Origin of the sequence: Dactylosporangium sp. NPDC051541 (assembly GCF_044454505.1) — a bacterium.
In the GTDB taxonomy this organism is placed as follows: Bacteria; Actinomycetota; Actinomycetes; order Mycobacteriales; family Micromonosporaceae; genus Dactylosporangium.
Genome location: NZ_JBITDU010000003.1, coordinates 790,255 through 805,394, shown reverse-complemented (window position 1 = coordinate 805,394; position 15,140 = coordinate 790,255). Strand labels below are relative to the sequence as shown.

The 15,140-nt window shown below is 70.2% G+C and carries 14 protein-coding genes; 4 read left to right on the top strand and 10 right to left on the bottom strand.

Annotated features, from left to right (window positions below):
* Positions 1–64 precede the first annotated feature (64 nt).
* On the top strand, positions 65–1,405 hold the full coding sequence (locus ACIA8L_RS17910) for an aspartate aminotransferase family protein (protein WP_395905615.1): 1,341 nt from the start codon (positions 65–67) through the stop codon (positions 1,403–1,405).
* On the opposite strand, the gene ACIA8L_RS17905 is transcribed toward ACIA8L_RS17910, so the two are convergent.
* Positions 1,393–2,391, bottom strand: coding sequence for a hypothetical protein (locus ACIA8L_RS17905; protein ID WP_395905613.1), 999 nt, complete (start codon positions 2,389–2,391; stop codon positions 1,393–1,395). The two genes, ACIA8L_RS17910 and ACIA8L_RS17905, sit on opposite strands and share 13 nt — an antisense overlap.
* A gap of 81 nt (positions 2,392–2,472) precedes the next feature.
* On the opposite strand from ACIA8L_RS17905, the gene ACIA8L_RS17900 reads away from it, so the two are divergent.
* On the top strand, positions 2,473–3,207 hold the full coding sequence (locus ACIA8L_RS17900; protein ID WP_395905611.1) for an IclR family transcriptional regulator: 735 nt from the start codon (positions 2,473–2,475) through the stop codon (positions 3,205–3,207).
* 3 nt (positions 3,208–3,210) lie between these two features.
* On the opposite strand, the gene ACIA8L_RS17895 is transcribed toward ACIA8L_RS17900, so the two are convergent.
* Entirely contained in the window at positions 3,211–4,671 is a 1,461-nt protein-coding gene (locus ACIA8L_RS17895; protein ID WP_395905609.1) for a M1 family metallopeptidase, read from the bottom strand.
* 139 nt (positions 4,672–4,810) lie between these two features.
* On the opposite strand from ACIA8L_RS17895, the gene ACIA8L_RS17890 reads away from it, so the two are divergent.
* The gene (locus ACIA8L_RS17890; protein ID WP_395905607.1) at positions 4,811–5,278 is read left to right on the top strand and encodes an RICIN domain-containing protein; all 468 of its coding nucleotides are present in this window, start codon (positions 4,811–4,813) and stop codon (positions 5,276–5,278) included.
* 48 nt (positions 5,279–5,326) lie between these two features.
* Here ACIA8L_RS17890 and ACIA8L_RS17885 read toward each other — a convergent pair whose 3' ends face one another.
* From ACIA8L_RS17885 to ACIA8L_RS17850, 8 genes are read right to left on the bottom strand one after another with little or no spacing between them, the layout of a single operon-like run.
* On the bottom strand, positions 5,327–6,454 hold the full coding sequence (locus ACIA8L_RS17885; RefSeq protein WP_395905605.1) for an ABC transporter substrate-binding protein: 1,128 nt from the start codon (positions 6,452–6,454) through the stop codon (positions 5,327–5,329).
* A 12-nt stretch (positions 6,455–6,466) separates the two neighbouring features.
* Positions 6,467–7,216, bottom strand: a complete 750-nt coding sequence (locus ACIA8L_RS17880) for an ABC transporter permease (protein WP_395905603.1) — start codon at positions 7,214–7,216, stop codon at positions 6,467–6,469.
* A complete protein-coding gene (locus ACIA8L_RS17875; RefSeq protein ID WP_395905601.1) occupies positions 7,213–7,971 on the bottom strand; it encodes an ABC transporter ATP-binding protein in 759 nt (252 codons plus the stop codon). Before ACIA8L_RS17875 ends, ACIA8L_RS17880 begins: the two co-directional genes overlap by 4 nt.
* Complete coding sequence (locus ACIA8L_RS17870) at positions 7,968–8,828, bottom strand: ABC transporter permease (RefSeq protein WP_395905599.1); 861 nt, start codon at positions 8,826–8,828, stop codon at positions 7,968–7,970. Before ACIA8L_RS17870 ends, ACIA8L_RS17875 begins: the two co-directional genes overlap by 4 nt.
* Positions 8,825–9,820, bottom strand: a complete 996-nt coding sequence (locus tag ACIA8L_RS17865; RefSeq protein ID WP_395905597.1) for a TIGR03842 family LLM class F420-dependent oxidoreductase — start codon at positions 9,818–9,820, stop codon at positions 8,825–8,827. Before ACIA8L_RS17865 ends, ACIA8L_RS17870 begins: the two co-directional genes overlap by 4 nt.
* A 4-nt stretch (positions 9,821–9,824) precedes the next feature.
* Positions 9,825–11,309, bottom strand: coding sequence for a CoA-acylating methylmalonate-semialdehyde dehydrogenase (locus tag ACIA8L_RS17860; protein ID WP_395905595.1), 1,485 nt, complete (start codon positions 11,307–11,309; stop codon positions 9,825–9,827).
* A gap of 11 nt (positions 11,310–11,320) precedes the next feature.
* Positions 11,321–12,730, bottom strand: a complete 1,410-nt coding sequence (hydA, locus tag ACIA8L_RS17855) for a dihydropyrimidinase (RefSeq protein ID WP_395905593.1) — start codon at positions 12,728–12,730, stop codon at positions 11,321–11,323.
* Positions 12,727–13,563, bottom strand: coding sequence for a nitrilase-related carbon-nitrogen hydrolase (locus ACIA8L_RS17850; RefSeq protein WP_395905591.1), 837 nt, complete (start codon positions 13,561–13,563; stop codon positions 12,727–12,729). The genes hydA and ACIA8L_RS17850 overlap by 4 nt, the downstream gene beginning before the upstream one ends.
* A 157-nt stretch (positions 13,564–13,720) precedes the next feature.
* Here ACIA8L_RS17850 and ACIA8L_RS17845 point away from each other — a divergent pair, with 157 nt between their 5' ends.
* Positions 13,721–15,112, top strand: coding sequence for a PLP-dependent aminotransferase family protein (locus ACIA8L_RS17845; protein ID WP_395905589.1), 1,392 nt, complete (start codon positions 13,721–13,723; stop codon positions 15,110–15,112).
* Positions 15,113–15,140: the final 28 nt, after the last annotated feature.

The window sequence follows — 15,140 nt, the reverse complement described above, 5'->3', positions numbered from 1 at the left end:
CCTGAGAACACTTTGAAACAGACCGGTTATTGTACGGTCGCTGCTGTGCGATTAGCGTCACAGGATGACCGGACAACGCTCCGACGCCTACCGCGACGACCGCGCACACGTCTTCCACTCCTGGTCCGCCCAGCGGGCACTCGACCCGGTCGTGATCGAGGGCGGCCTCGGTGCCACGTTCTGGGACGAGGCCGGGACCCGCTACCTCGACTTCTCCTCGCAGCTGGTCAACCTCAACCTCGGCCACCAGCACCCGCGGGTCGTCGCCGCCATCCAGGAGCAGGCCGCGAAGCTGTGCACGGTCGCGCCGACGTTCGGCAACGCCGCCCGCAGCGAAGCCGCCCGCCTGATCGCCGAGGCCGCACCGGGCGACCTGCGGCACGTGTTCTTCACCAACGGCGGCACCGAGGCCAACGAGCACGCGATCCGGATGGCCCGCGGCACCACCGGCCGGCACAAGATCCTCGCCGCCTACCGCTCCTACCACGGCGCGACCACCGGCTCGATCACGCTCACCGGCGACCCCCGCCGCTGGGCCAACGAGCCCGCGATGCCGGGTGTCGCGCGGTTCTTCGGGCCGTATCCGTACCGCTCCCCCTTCCACGCCGACACCCCGGAGCAGGAGACCGAGCGCGCCCTCGCCCACCTCGACGAGGTCTTCACCCTGGAGGGACCGCAGACGATCGCGGCCGTCATCCTGGAGCCGGTCGTCGGCACCAACGGCATCCTCGTCCCTCCGCCCGGCTACCTGGCCGGGGTCCGCGCCCTCTGCGACCGCCACGGCGCCCTGCTCATCGCCGACGAGGTCATGAGCGGCTTCGGCCGGTGCGGCGAGTGGTTCGCGGTCGACCACTGGGATGTCACCCCTGACCTGATCACCTTCGCGAAGGGCGTCAACTCCGGCTACGTCCCCCTCGGCGGCGTCATCCTCGGCGAGCGCGTCTACGAGACCTTCGCCGAGCGCCCGTTCCCCGGCGGCCTGACCTACTCCGGCCACCCCCTGGCCTGCGCGGCCGCCGTGGCCACCATCGAGGTGATGCGCGACGAGCGGATCCCCGAGCGCGTGCGCGACCTCGGCGAGCGCGTCGTGCGCCCCCGCCTGGAGAAGCTCCGCGACCGCCACCCGTGCGTCGGCGACGTGCGCGGCCTCGGCCTGTTCTGGGCGATCGAGCTGGTCCGCTCCAAGGAGACCCGCGAGATGCTGGTCCCCTACAACGCCTCCGGCCCCGCCGCCAAGCCCATGGCCGACGTCATCGCCGCGTGCAAGGCCCGCGGCGTCTGGCCCTTCACCCACTTCAACCGCGTCCACGTCGTCCCGCCCCTGATCATCTCCGAGGACGACCTGCTGCGCGGCATCGACGCCCTCGACGACGCCCTGGAGGCCGCCGACGCCTACTGCGGCTGACAGTCGTCGATGAGCAGCTCCTGCCGGTCCCGCCGGGTCAGGAAGGCCCGGGAGACATACTTGCCGTCCTTGAGCCGGACCCACCGCTTGTCGGGCCGGCCGGACAGCCCGGTGACCGCGTCGCCGTCCAGAAACTGGCACTCGACGGCGACGGGCGTGCCGAACGGCAACTTGGCCACCTCCTGGTCGGCGAGGCGCGGGCCGGTCCGCTTGCTCAGCGGGTCGGCCCACACCAGGACGGCCTCCGGGTCGCCGGTCCCGGCGCCGCCGAGCTTGCCGGCGAACAGCGAACAGACGACGTCACTGGAGCCGAGCCACATCCAGGTGAACTCACCCTGCCGTTTGTGGTCGAAGCAGAACGACACCCGCGGCGGGGGCTGCTCGTCCTGCTCGCCGTCGCCGAGGCCGGGGATCTGGCGCAGCAGGGTGCACACGGCCGTCTCGGTGACCGCGTCGAGATCGCCGCGCAGCACCGCGACGACGCCCGCCGACCACTTGGGGCTCTTGGCCTGATAGAGCCCGATCGCCAGGTGGTCGGTGGCGTAGCCACACTGCACGGCGTCCTTCGCGGTGACCAGGGTGCCGATGCGCTTGCGGGCCGCGGCCACGCCCCGGTGGAACTTCTCCCGCTGGGGCCGCACCGCGTCCGGCGAGCCCTCGCCGCCGGGCACCTTCGCATCGCGCTCGGGGACCAGGTCGTTCAGCTGGGCCAGCACGTCGGCGAACGACAGGCACGGGTTGATCGTGGCGTTGTAGTCGCCGCCCAGCTTCGGCAGCTTCCCGGTGGTCTCGGCGCTCGGCTGCCGGCACTTGGCCCCGCCCCCGCCGTTCCCGCCGCCCCCGCCGTTCGTCGCGGCCGGTGGCGGGTCGACCCCGTCTCCACCGGGGAGATCGTGATACCAGCCGTCGCCGAGCACCCGGTTCAGCACGGTGCCGAGCAGTGCGAGGACGACGAGCGACAACAGCACCTGACCCAGAGTCTTCACGCCTGCCGAGGATGAGGGCCGGACACCGCGCGTGCCACAAACGTGTCAGTGAGTGACACACAAAAGCCTTACCATCGCGGCATGGATGACGGCACCGTCACCGGGCGGGTCCTGCTCGTGCTCGCCACCGTGGCCCGGCAGGGGCCGATCACACTCGCGCGTCTGACGCAGGTGACCGGGGTGCCCAAGCCGACGGTCCGGCGGATCGCCAACGACCTGGCCCGGCGGGGGATGCTGGCCCGGACACCGGAGGGCTACACGGCCGGCACCGACCTGGAGCGGCTGGCGCTGCGGATCACCCGGGACGACGCGCTGCGCCGCACGTCGGGGCCGCTGCTGCTGGAGCTCAACCGGCGCACCGGGCAGTCAGCCTGGCTCAGCCTCATCGACGGCGACGACGTGCTCATGTTCGACGCCGTGCACGGGCCGCTGGCGCCGCCCAACGGCGCCTATCCGTGGCCGCACGCGCAGAAGCTGGAGGGGTATCTCGGCACCGCCACCGGACGGATCGTGCTCGCGCATCGGCCGGAGATCGCCGAACGGTTCGAGCGGTTGCCGATCCGGCGGGCCACGCCGCACGCCCTGTCGTCGCGGCGGCAGCTGGCGGTGGAGCTCCGCCGGGTGCGGGACACCGGGGTCGCCGCCGAGGACGAGCAGTTTCGCCTCGGCTGGAGCTGCCTGGCCGCGCCCGTCCGCGACGCCGCGGGCACGGTCGTGGGGGTGGTCGGGCTGACCGGGCACACCGGGGCCTACACGCCCGGCCGCCATGCGCCGACGATCCGGCTGGCGGCCGAGCGGCTCAGCGAGGTCCCATGACGACTACTTCGGCGTGGTCGGTGAGTCCAGCCAGGTGTTGATCAGGGCGGTGAAGTCCTTGCCGGTGTGCTGGTTGACGAACGCGATGAACGAGGCCCGGTCCTGGGTCGTGCCGCGGTTCTTCTGGGCCCAGTCGGTCGCGAGGGAGAAGAACGCGGTGTCGCCGATCTGCTGGTGGATCTGGTGCAGCATCAGGGCCGGGCACATGTAGACGTTGCTCTCGGCGAAGCTGTCGGCCTTGGGGTGGCCGGGCGGGCCGAGGTTCTTGCGCAGCCGCGCGTCGACACCGCGGGCCCAGTCCTCCCACTGCTTCGCCGTCACCTTGTCGCGCTCGTTGGTGTAGAGGTGCTGGGCGTAGGTGGCCCAGCCCTCGTTGAGCCACAGGTCGTTCCAGTTCGTCGGGGTGACCGCGTCGCCGAACCACTGGTGGGCATACTCGTGCAGCAGGTCGGCGTCGAAGCCGGTCTTGAAGTCGGCGTCGGAGCCGTAGTCGGGCAGGCCCATCGTGATCATCTGCTGGGTCTCCATGCCGGAGGCCGACGGCACCATGAGCACGCCCGCGCTGTCGAACGGGTAGGGGCCGAAGTGCGCCTCCAGCCACTGCAGGTACTGCGGCGACTTGCGCACATACGGCAGCGCCTTGTCGTCGGCGCCCGCGCGGTACCAGTAGGTCAGCGGAACCCCGTGCGGTCCGGCCGCCGTCTCCTGCTTGTACTGCCCGACGGCCAGGGTCGTCAGATAGCTGGCGACCGGCTGCGCCGAGGTGTACTTGAACGTGTTGCCGTCCTTGGTCTTCGGCGACCCACCGGCGATCGCGGACCAGCCGTCCGGCACGGTGACCGCGATGTCGTAGAGGGCCTTGTCCGACGGCTGGTCGTTCGCCGGATACCAGGTGCCGGCGCCGTAGGGCTCCTGCATCGTCCACAGGCCGCCGTCCTTGGTCACGGTCAGGCCGAGGGGTTCGACGTCGGATCGGTGCGATGGCATCGGTACCGTCGCCGGCGTCCCGTGATACTTGACGACGAGGGTGGCGAACGCGTCCTTGGCGAGGGTGCCGGGCACCGCGAGTTTCGTGTCGGCGACGGTACCGGTGACCGCTGAGCCGTTGAGGGTGACGCCGTCGAGCGTGTAGGCCTTCGAGAAGTCGAGCTTCACCTCGGTGAGGTCGGCCGCCGCCCGCAGCTGGAGGGTCGCGGTCCCGGTAAGCGTCTTCGTGTCCGGCTTCCAGTCCAGGTCGAGCCCGTAGTGCAGCACGTCGACCGCGGCGTTGCCGTAGCCGGGGTACATCGGGTCGGCGACCGGCGTCGACTTGCCCGCGGCCCACGCGCTGTAGTCCGGCCCGGCCGCGCTCGGGGACGCGCTCGGGGCCGCGCTGCCGGTGGTCTTCGGCTCGGGATCGCTGCCGGTGCACGCGGACGTGAGCAGGGCCGCGGAGAGGATCAGGGGTAGCCAGGGTCGACGCACGGCGCCGACCATACGGCATCGCCGGGTGACCGTCCGCCCCGTTTCCCGAGGGCCTGTCCGGAAATCGACACTCGTATCTCAGGGGGCGCCGGGCCGTCTACTCCCCCGTCATCACAACGGAGACAGAGGAGATCGAAGCATGTCCGCACGAACCAAGCTCGTCGCGCTGGCCGCCACCGTGACCGCCGCCATCGCCGTCCTGGGCGAGCCCGCATCGGCCGGGGTCATCTCCTCGACACTCGGCCCGGTGCAGCTCCAGAACGCCGACACCGGGGCGTGCCTGACCGGCGGCCCGATCCGGTACAACAACACCGCCGCGGTGTACATGGCGCCGTGCAACGGCAGTCGCTACCAGCGTTGGTACGTCCAGCCGACCGGCACGATCGAGAACGCCGCGACCTACATGTGCATCTCCAGCATCCCGGGCCAGTTCCCGATCCAGTCCACGCTGTGCATGATGGGCACGCGCGACTGGATTGCCGACCTCTCCGGCAACACCCTCGAGCTGACCAACCGCCGCAACAACGAGCGTCTGGACGCCGCCGACGAGTGGGTGTTCACGCGGCCGGTCGACGACAACTGGCTCCAGGCGTGGTACGTGAGCTGATACCTGGTTCGGGGCGGCCGTCCGCGATCGGACGGCCGCCCCGAAGCCTCAGGCGCCGCCGGCGGTCAGCGTGACCGGGGTCGGCGCGAACGACGAGCCGGTAATGTCGACGCCGGCGGCCTTGGCGGCGTCGAGGGCCTTCTGCATGTAGTCGTTGGTGTAGGCGAGACCCTCGGGCTTCTTCTTCAGTACCGTGTCGCCGGTCTGGTTCTTGGTCGTCTGGGAGATGTCGACCGTCCGGCTCCAGTCGGCCTCGTCGACCAGCCCGATGCCCTTCGCCGACGGCCAGATCAGCTTGTTGACCTCGTTCATCTGCCACAGCTGGTGGGTCTTGCCGAGCTTCGAGCCCTTGGCGACGACCAGGTCGCGGCACTCCTCGGCGTGGTCGCGGCAGTAGGCCCAGCCCTTGACGGTGGCGGTCAGGAACCTCACCGTCTGGTCCTGATACGCCTTGTCCTTGAGCTTCTCGGTGTTGGCCCACACCGCGTCCTGCAGCATGGACGAGCCGACGGTCTTCCAGTCGATGATCTGGAAGTCCTCGGGCTTGTACAGCTGGCCGGTGGCCGGGTTGGTGGCCTCGAGCAGCTGCGCGTACTCGTTGTAGGACATGGCCTGTGCGACGTCGATCTCCTTCTTCAGCAGCGCCTGCATGTCGAACTGCTGCTGGACGAGGGTGACGTCCTTGCCGGGGTTGAGGCCGGCCTTGGTCATGCCGGCGAAGAGCTCGTACTCGTTGCCGAAGCCCCAGTTGCCGACCTTCTTGCCCTTGAAGTCGGCCGGGGACTTGATGTTGGAGCTGGCGAACGCGACCTGGTAGGTGCCGGAGCGGGCGAAGATCTGCCCGACGTCGGTGATGCCGGCGCCCTGCTCACGGGAGGCGAGGGCCTTGGGCACCCACGCGACCGCGTAGTCGGCCTTGCCGGTGGCCAGGACGGTCTGCGGCACGATGTCGACGCCGCCTTCGAGGAGCTGGACGTCGAGGCCCTGCTCCTTGTAGAAGCCCTTGTCGACGGCGGCGATGTAGCCGGCGAACTGGGCCTGGTAGAACCACTGCAGCTGCAGCTTCACGGTGGTCACGCCGCCGCTGCCGGTGGTGGTCGGTGAGGTCGAATCAGCGGTGCCACAGCCCGAGAGGACCAGGCCGGCCGCCACGATGAACGCGAACTTCTTCTTCACAGGGGGAACTCCTCAGAGTCGAGACTTCCAAGGCATCGCAAGGCGTTCGAGCAGGAGCGTGGTCAGGTAGAAGACCAGGCCGAGGACGCAGGCGCCGAAGACGAACGCCCACGCCCGGGGATATGCGGTGAACGCGGCCGCGGACGTGATCCGCGCGCCGAGGCCGTCCTGGAGACCCCCGAAGTACTCCGCGACGACCGCGGCGATGACCGCGAGGGACGATGCCTGTCGCAGGCCGGTGAAGAGGTACGGCAGCGCGCCCGGCAGCCGCACGAGCCGGGCGAACGTCCAGGACCCCGCCGCGTAGCTGTCCATGAGCTCGCGGTGGGTCGGGTCGACCTCCCGCAGGCCGCGCAGCGTGTTGATGAAGACCGGGAAGAACACGATGATCCCGGCGACCAGCCGGCGGGGGACGCTGCTGGTGGACTCGAACATGTTGTTGAGGATCGGCGCGAGGGCGATGATCGGCAGCGCGTTGAGCACGGCCGCGAACGGCACGGAGATCTCGCTGAGCAGCCGGACGCGGCTGGTGGCGAGGGCGGCCAGGACCGCGACGACGGACCCGCCGATCAGGCCGACGAGGGCGTTGGCCCCGCTGGCCAGGGCCGCGTCGAGGACGTTGGTGCGCTGCTCGACGAGCTCGGCCCAGATCGCCGACGGCGCCGGCAGGATGAACGGCGCGATCCGCCCGGCCTTGACGATGACCTCCCACAGACCCAGGCCGAGCAGCCCGACCAGGAGCGGAGGGAAGACCTTCCTCATGACCGCAACGCCTTGCGCACGGCCGTGACGTGGTCGAAGTAGGCCGTCGACTGGCGAACCGCCTCGTTGCGCTCGCCGAGCTCGATGTCGATGGTGGTGGTGATGCGGCCGGGGCGGGCCGACATCACGACGACCTTGTCGGACAGGAACACCGCCTCGGAGATCGAGTGGGTGACGAAGACGGTGGAAGTGTGCATCTTCGAACAGATCTGGAGCAGCTCGGCCTGCAGGCGTTCCCGGGTCATCTCGTCGAGGGCGCCGAACGGTTCGTCCATCAACAGCAGATTCGGGTGTACGGCCAGCGCCCGTGCGATCGCCACGCGCTGCTGCATGCCACCGGAGAGCTGCGCCGGGTAGTGCCCGCCGAAGTCCCCGAGCCCGACCAGCGCGAGCATCTCCTCGGCCCGGGTCCGCCGCTGCTGGCGCGGGATCTTCCGCAGCTCCAGCGGCAGCTCGACGTTGCGCCGCACGGTCCGCCACTCGAAGAGCCCGGCCTGCTGGAACGCGATGCCGTACTCCTGGTCCCGCCGCGCCTGATCCGCCGGTTTCCCGGCCACCCGCACGTCGCCGAGGGTCGGCGCGATGAGGTCGGCGATGAGCCGCAGCAGCGTGGACTTGCCGCACCCGGACGGGCCGATGAGCGACACGAACTGCCCGCTCTCGACGGTCAGGTCTACATCGGACAGTGCCGTCACTTCGTCGGGACGACCTTCATTGAACACCTTGGTGACACCCGCGATCGACACCGCGGTCATATCACGTTCACCTCAACTCGACGGCGATGACGCATGAGAGGGATCTCGAGCAGGCTCACGAACCCGGCGACGCACAGACCGAGCAGCGCGGCGCCGAGCATGGCGGTGTAGACCTTGGCGGGGTCGGAGGTGGCCTCGCGGGAGTACTCGATGACGAGCCGGCCGATGCCGCCGCGCGTGCCGGTGGAGATCTCACCGACGACCGCGCCGACGACCGCCGCCGCCCCGGCCAGCCGCAGCGCCGGGAACAGGAACGGCAGCGCCGCGGGCAGCCGCAGCTTGACGAACGTGCGCCACCAGCCGGCGGCGTAGCTGCGCATCAGCTCGACCCCGGCCGCCGACGGTGACTGCAGGCCACGCAGGAGGCCCACGGCGACCGGGAAGAACGCGAGGTAGGCGGCGATCACGGACACCGTCATCCAGTCCTGCCACGGGTACGGCCCGAACGACAGCGCGCCGCTCCAGCCGGCGACCAGCGGCGCCAGGGCCACCAGGGGGACCGTCTGGGACAGGACCACGTACGGCAGGAGGCCGCGCTCGACGACCCGGAAGCGCTGCATGAGCGCGGCCAGGACGAAGCCGATGAGGACACCGGCGGCGAAGCCGACCGCGGTGACGCCGAGGGTGAACAGGCACGCGTCGAGCACGACCCGCCAGATGGGCCGCCCGCCGGTGAGCTCCGGTCGGGACAGTCGATCGAGCACGGAGTACAGGTGCGGCATGGAAAGATCGTCGGCGCGCGGGAGGATGCGCACACCGAAGAGGACGGTGCCCTCGTCGTCCCCGACCGCCTTGTAGCCCTCCCAGAGGAGGACGAAGACGGCCAGGCCGGCGAGGGCTCCGAGGATTCGTTTCATGTGACGACCGGGATGATGTGCTCGCCGTAGGCGGCGAGCGTGGACTCCTTCGCGTCGTGCTGCAGGTACAGGGCGAACTGGTCCACGCCGAGCTCCTTGAGCTCGGCCAGGCGCTTGAGATGGTGCTCGACCGGGCCGAGGATGCAGAACCGGTCGACGACCTCGTCGGGGACGAAGTCGGTGTGGGTGTTGCCGGCCCGGCCGTGCTCGGCGTAGTCGTAGCCCTTGCGGCCCTGGATGTAGTCGGTGAGCACGGTCGGCACGGCCCCGCCGGCGCCGTAGCGTTCGACGATGTCGGCGACGTGGTTGCCGACCATGCCGCCGAACCAGCGGGTCTGCTCCCGCTGGTGGGCCAGGTCGTCGCCGACGTACGCGGGCGCGGCGACGCAGAACTTGATCGCCGCCGGATCGCGCCCGGCCCGCTCCGCCGCTTTGCGCACCGCCGCGATCATCCACGCCGCGATGTCGGGATCGGCCAGCTGCAGGATGTATCCGTCGCCGACCTCACCGGTGAGCGCGAGCGCCTTCGGCCCATAGGCCGCGACCCACACCTCGAGCCGCGAATCCGGGGCCCAGGCGAACTGCAGATCCCGATCCCGCAGGTGTACTGCCCGTCCGTTGCCGAGCTCGCGGATGACCTGCACGCACTCCCGCAGCTCCGCGAGGGTGGTCGGCCGCGAGCCGAGGACCCGGACCGCGGAGTCGCCGCGGCCGATGCCGCAGACCGTGCGGTTGCCGTACATCTCGTTGAGGGTGGCGAACAGCGACGCGGTGACCGTCCAGTCCCGGGTCCCCGGGTTGGTCACCATCGGGCCGACGACGACCCGCTCGGTGTCGGCGAGGATCTTGCTGTAGATGACGAACGGCTCCTGCCACAGCACGTGCGAGTCGAACGTCCACACGTGGCTGAACCCGGCCGCCTCGGCCCGCTTCGCCAGCTCGACCACGCCCATGGCGGGCGGATCGCACTGCAGCACCACCCCTACGTCCATGCTGTCACCGCACCTTCGGGAATCCGAGGTCCACCTTGGAGGTCGCCGGGTCCGGCCACCTCGAAGTGACCACCTTGCTGCGCGTGTAGAACTGGATGCCTTCGGGGCCGTACATGTGCAGGTCGCCGAAGAGCGAGGACTTCCAGCCGCCGAAGCTGTAGTAGGCGACCGGGACCGGCACGGGGACGTTGACGCCGACCATGCCGCAGACCACGTCGTACTGGAACTGCCGGGCGGCACCGCCGTCGCGGGTGAAGATCGCGGTGCCGTTGCCGTACTCGTTGTCGTTGACCATCTGCAGGGCCTCTTCATAGGAGTCGGCCCGGACCACGGACAGCAGCGGCCCGAAGATCTCGTCCTTGTACAGCGGCGAGTCCGTCGTCACCTTGTCCACCAGGGAGGCGCCCAGGAAGAACCCGGGGCCGCTGCTGACGGGCGCGTCGCGGCCGTCGACGACGACCTCGGCCGCACCCGGATCGGCGAGATAGCCGGCCACCTTGTCGCGGTGCTCGCGGGTGATGAGCGGCCCCATCTCGGCGGCGGGGTCCGTGGCCGGGCCGACCGCGATCCGGCCGATGCGCTCACTGATCGCGGCGACGAGGGGGTCGGCGACGGCACCGACGGCGACGACGACCGAGACCGCCATGCACCGTTCGCCCGCCGAACCGTAGCCGGCCGAAACGGCGGCGTCGGCGGCCGCGGCGATGTCGGCGTCTGGGAGTACCACCATATGATTTTTGGCTCCTCCCAACGCTTGGACCCGTTTCCCGGCTCTGGTGCCGGCTTCATAGACGGCCTTGGCGATGGGCGTGGAGCCGACGAAGCTCAGCGCCTGCACATCGGGGTGGACGAGGAGCCGCTCGACGGCCTCCCGGTCCCCCTGCACGACGTTGAAGCAGCCGTCGGGCAGGCCGGCCTGGCGCAGCAGGTCGGCCAGCAGCAGCGACGGCGACGGGTCCTTCTCGCTGGGCTTGAGCACGAAGGTGTTGCCGCAGACGAGCGCGTTGCAGAACATCCACATCGGTACCATCGCCGGGAAGTTGAACGGCGTGATGCCGGCGACGACACCCAGCGGCTGGCGGATCGAGTAGACGTCGACGCCGGTGCTGGCCTGCTCGCTGTAGCCGCCCTTGAGCAGGTGCGGGGCGCCGGTGGCGAACTCGATGTTCTCCAGGCCGCGGGCCAGCTCACCCTCGGCGTCGGCGACGGTCTTGCCGTGCTCGGCCGAGACCAGCGCGGCGATCTCCTTGCGGTTGGCGTCGACGAGCTCCCGGAACCGGAACATGACCTCGGCCCGGCGGGACAGTGAGGCGGCCCGCCAGGCCGGGAACGCGGCGAGCGCGCTCGCCACCGCGGTGTCGGTCTCGGCGGCGGTCGCGGCGACGACGTAGGCCTGCTGCTCGCCGGTGGCCGGGTCCCAGACCGGCAGCTGCCGGCCACTGGTGCCGGCGACGGCCTGCCCGTCGAGCCAGTGCTTGATCTCTCGCATGTGCTCAGCCCCTAAAGGAGGTAGTCCGACAGTCCGCGGCGGACGAACCGTCCGTGGCCCTTGGTGCCGTGGTAGGTGTCCTCGGACACGATCACGGTGCCGCGGGAGATGACGGTGTCGACCTTGCCGGCGACCTCGAAGCCCTCCCAGGCCGAGTAGTCCATGTTCATGTGGTGCGTCTCCACGCCGATGCGGGTGCGGGCCGCGGGGTCGTAGAGGACGATGTCGGCGTCGGAGCCGGGCGCGATGATGCCCTTCTGCGGGAAGAGGCCGAACATCCGGGCCGGCGTGGTGGCGATCGTCTCGACCCAGCGGGCCAGGGACAGCTTCCCGTCGACGACCCCTTGGTACAGCAGGTCGACGCGGTGCTCGACGCTGCCGATGCCGTTGGGGATCTTCGAGAAGTCGCCGATGCCCATCTCCTTCTGGTCCTTGAAGCAGAAGGGGCAGTGGTCGGTGGAGACGACGGAGAGATCGTTGCTGCGCAGGCCCTTCCACAGGTCGGCCCGGTGCGGCTCGTGCTTGCTGCGCAGCGGGGTGGAGCAGACCCACTTGGCGCCCTCGAACCCGTCGGCGCCGAGCTGGTCCTCCAGGGTGAGGTAGAGGTACTGCGGGCAGGTCTCGGCGAACACGTTGCGGCCCAGGTCGCGGGCCGCGGCGACCTGCTCGAGGGCCTTGGACGCGGACAGGTGCACGATGTAGAGCGGGCAGTCGGCGGCGACGCTGGCCAGCCAGATCGCCCGGCTGGTGGCCTCGGCCTCGAGCTCCTGCGGGCGGGTGAGGCCGTGATACAGCGGGTCGGTCTCACCCCGCTCGAGGGCCTGCTTGACGAGCACGTCGATGGCCGGCCCGTTCTCGGCGTGCATCATGATCATGGCGCCGTTGTCCCGGGCCTTCTGCATGGCCCGCAGGATCTGCCCGTCGTCGCTGTAGAAGACGCCGGGGTAGGCCATGAACAGCTTGAAGCTCGTGATGCCTTCACTCGCGACCAGCTGGTCCATGGCCTTGAGCGAGTCGTCGTCGACCCCGCCGATGATCATGTGGAAGGCGTAGTCGATGTGGCACTCGCCCTCGGTCTTGGCGTGCCACGCGGCCAGGCCGTCCTCGACGACCTCGCCGTAGCGCTGGATGGCGAAGTCGATGATCGTCGTCGTGCCGCCGAACGCCGCGGCCCTGGTGCCGGTGTCGAAGGTGTCACTGGCCTTGGTCCCGCCGAACGGCATCTCCATGTGCGTGTGCGCGTCGACGGCGCCCGGGATGACGTACTTGCCGGTCGCGTCGAGGGTCTCGAAGTCGCCCTCGACCGGCCCGTCGCCGGGCATGAACAGCGCGGATACCTTCTCGCCGACGACGAGCACGTCCGCGGCGATGGGGCCCTGCGGCCCGACCACCGTCCCGCCTTTGATCAGCAGTCCGGTCACGGCTGGACCAGCTCCCCATAGGCGTCCGGGCGCCGATCGCGATAGAACTGCCACCGGTCCCGTACCGTGGCCAGCAGATCCAGGTCCAGGTCGCGCACGATGAGCTCGGGGTTGTGCGAGTCGCCGACCTCGCCGACGAACTTGCCCTCGGGGTCCACGAAGTAGCTGGTCCCGTAGAAGTCGTTCTCGCCCAGGTCCTCGATGCCGGTGCGGTTGATGGCGCCGATGAAGTACTCGTTGGCCACCGCCGACGCCGGCTGCTCCAGCTGCCACAGGTAGGCCGACAGCCCCCGCGACGTCGCCGACGGGTTGAACACGATCTGCGCGCCGTTGAGCCCCAGCGCCCGCCACCCCTCCGGGAAGTGCCGGTCGTAGCAGATGTAGACGCCGACCTTGCCGACGGCGGTGTCGAAGACGGGGTAGCCGAGGTTGCCGGGCCGGAAGTAGAACTTCTCCCAGAAGCCCTTGACCTGCGGGATGTGGTTCTTGCGGTACTTGCCGAGATACGTGCCGTCGGCGTCGACGACGGCCGCGGTGTTGTACAGGACGCCGGGCTGCTCCTGCTCGTACATCGGCAGGACCATGACCATCCCGAGCTCGGCGGCGAGGGCCTGGAAGCGCTCGGTGGTCGGGCCGGGGATCGACTCGGCATACTCGTAGTAGGCGGAGTCCTGCACCTGGCAGAAGTACGGGCCGTAGAACAGCTCCTGGAAGCAGATCACCCGGGCGCCCTGGGCGGCGGCCTGGCGGGCGTAGTCCTCGTGCGCCTTGATCATCGACTCCTTGTCGCCCGTCCAGTTGGTCTGGACGATGGCGGCGCGGACGACTGACATGGCTGCCCCTCTCTGGTCGGTCCACATAAAGGCCGGTAGCGGGGTTGTGTCCGGCAGCGGGCCAACCTTGATCTCGGGTCGGATGCCGTAGGACACTAACGACACAAATCTAGGCGGACAATGGTCCCACCGTTACAGAATGTTTCGGAGATGTAATTTGCTCGCGCTGATCACGGGTGCGGTCGACGACCGCAGCGCCCGCGGTATCGCGGCGGCCGTCAGCCGCCTGGTCACGGCCGGGACGCTGCCCGCCGGCACCCGCCTGCCGACCGTCCGCGACGTCGCCCGCGAGCTCGGCATCAGCCCGACGACGGTCAGCGAGGCGTGGCGCAGCCTGGCCCGCGCCGGCGCCATCCAGACCAGGGGCCGCTCCGGCACGTTCGTGGCCGCCCCGCCGGTCCCCCGGCAACGATTGCGATACGCCCAGCTCGGCCGCCGCGTGAGCGAGACCCGAGGCGGCGGCCTGCTCCGCGACTTCTCCACCGGCATCCCCGACTACGACCTCCTGCCGAGCCTCACGGAGGCCCTCAAACGCATCGGCGACGCCCGCCTGACCACGTCCTACCTGGACGGCGCCGTCCTGCCGGCCCTGGAGGAGGCCCTCCGCGCCCGCTGGCCGTTCTCGCCGGAGCAGATCACGGTCGTGGACGGCGCCATGGACGCCCTGGACCGCATCACCGGCGTCGTGGTCCGCTTCGGCGACCACGTCCTGGTCGAAGATCCCGCGTTCCCGCCGACCTTGGACCTCCTGGAGACGGTGGGCGCCACGGTGGTGGGCGTCGGCCTGGACGACCAGGGCCTACGCCCCGAAGCCCTGACCGCCGCCCTCGGCACCTACGACCCGGTGGCGCTCTTCCTGCAGCCACGGGCCCACAACCCGACCGGCACCAGCATGACCGTCTCCCGGGCCGACAAACTGGCCCGCATCCTGGCCCGCCACCCCGGCATCACGATCATCGAGGACGACCACGCCGGCGCGATCGCCACCGCACCCCCGGTCAGCCTCGGCACCCGCCTGCCCGACCGCACCGTCCACGTCGTCAGCTTCTCCAAAAGCCACGGCCCCGACCTGCGCCTGGCCGCGATCGGCGGCCCGGCCACGATCGTCACCGCCGTAACCGACCGCCGCCTCCTAGGGCCAGGCTGGTCGTCCCGCCTCCTGCAGGCCGTGCTGCTCGATCTCCTGCAAAACCCCGCGACGGTACTGCAGGTGGCCCACGCCCGCGACGAGTACGCCGGCCGCCGCACAGCCCTGCTCGACGCCCTGGCCGCCCGCGGAGTCACCGCCACCGGCGCCGACGGCATCAACATCTGGATGCCCGTGGCCAACCAGCAGGTCGCGCTGCTGACCTTGGCCGCGCACGGCATCGCGGTGGCCCCGGGCGCCCCGTTCGAGGTGACCCACCTGGACAGCGACCACGTCCGCATCACCGCCGGCCTGATCCGCGACGATTACGAGGCCTTGGCCGACACCTTCGCCGAGGCCGCGGGCGGGTCACTGCGCGGCAGCGGCTCACGGGCCGCCAACCACCCCCGGGGCTGGCGGTAATTCTGGCTCGCTCCGCTCGCGGCGGGGA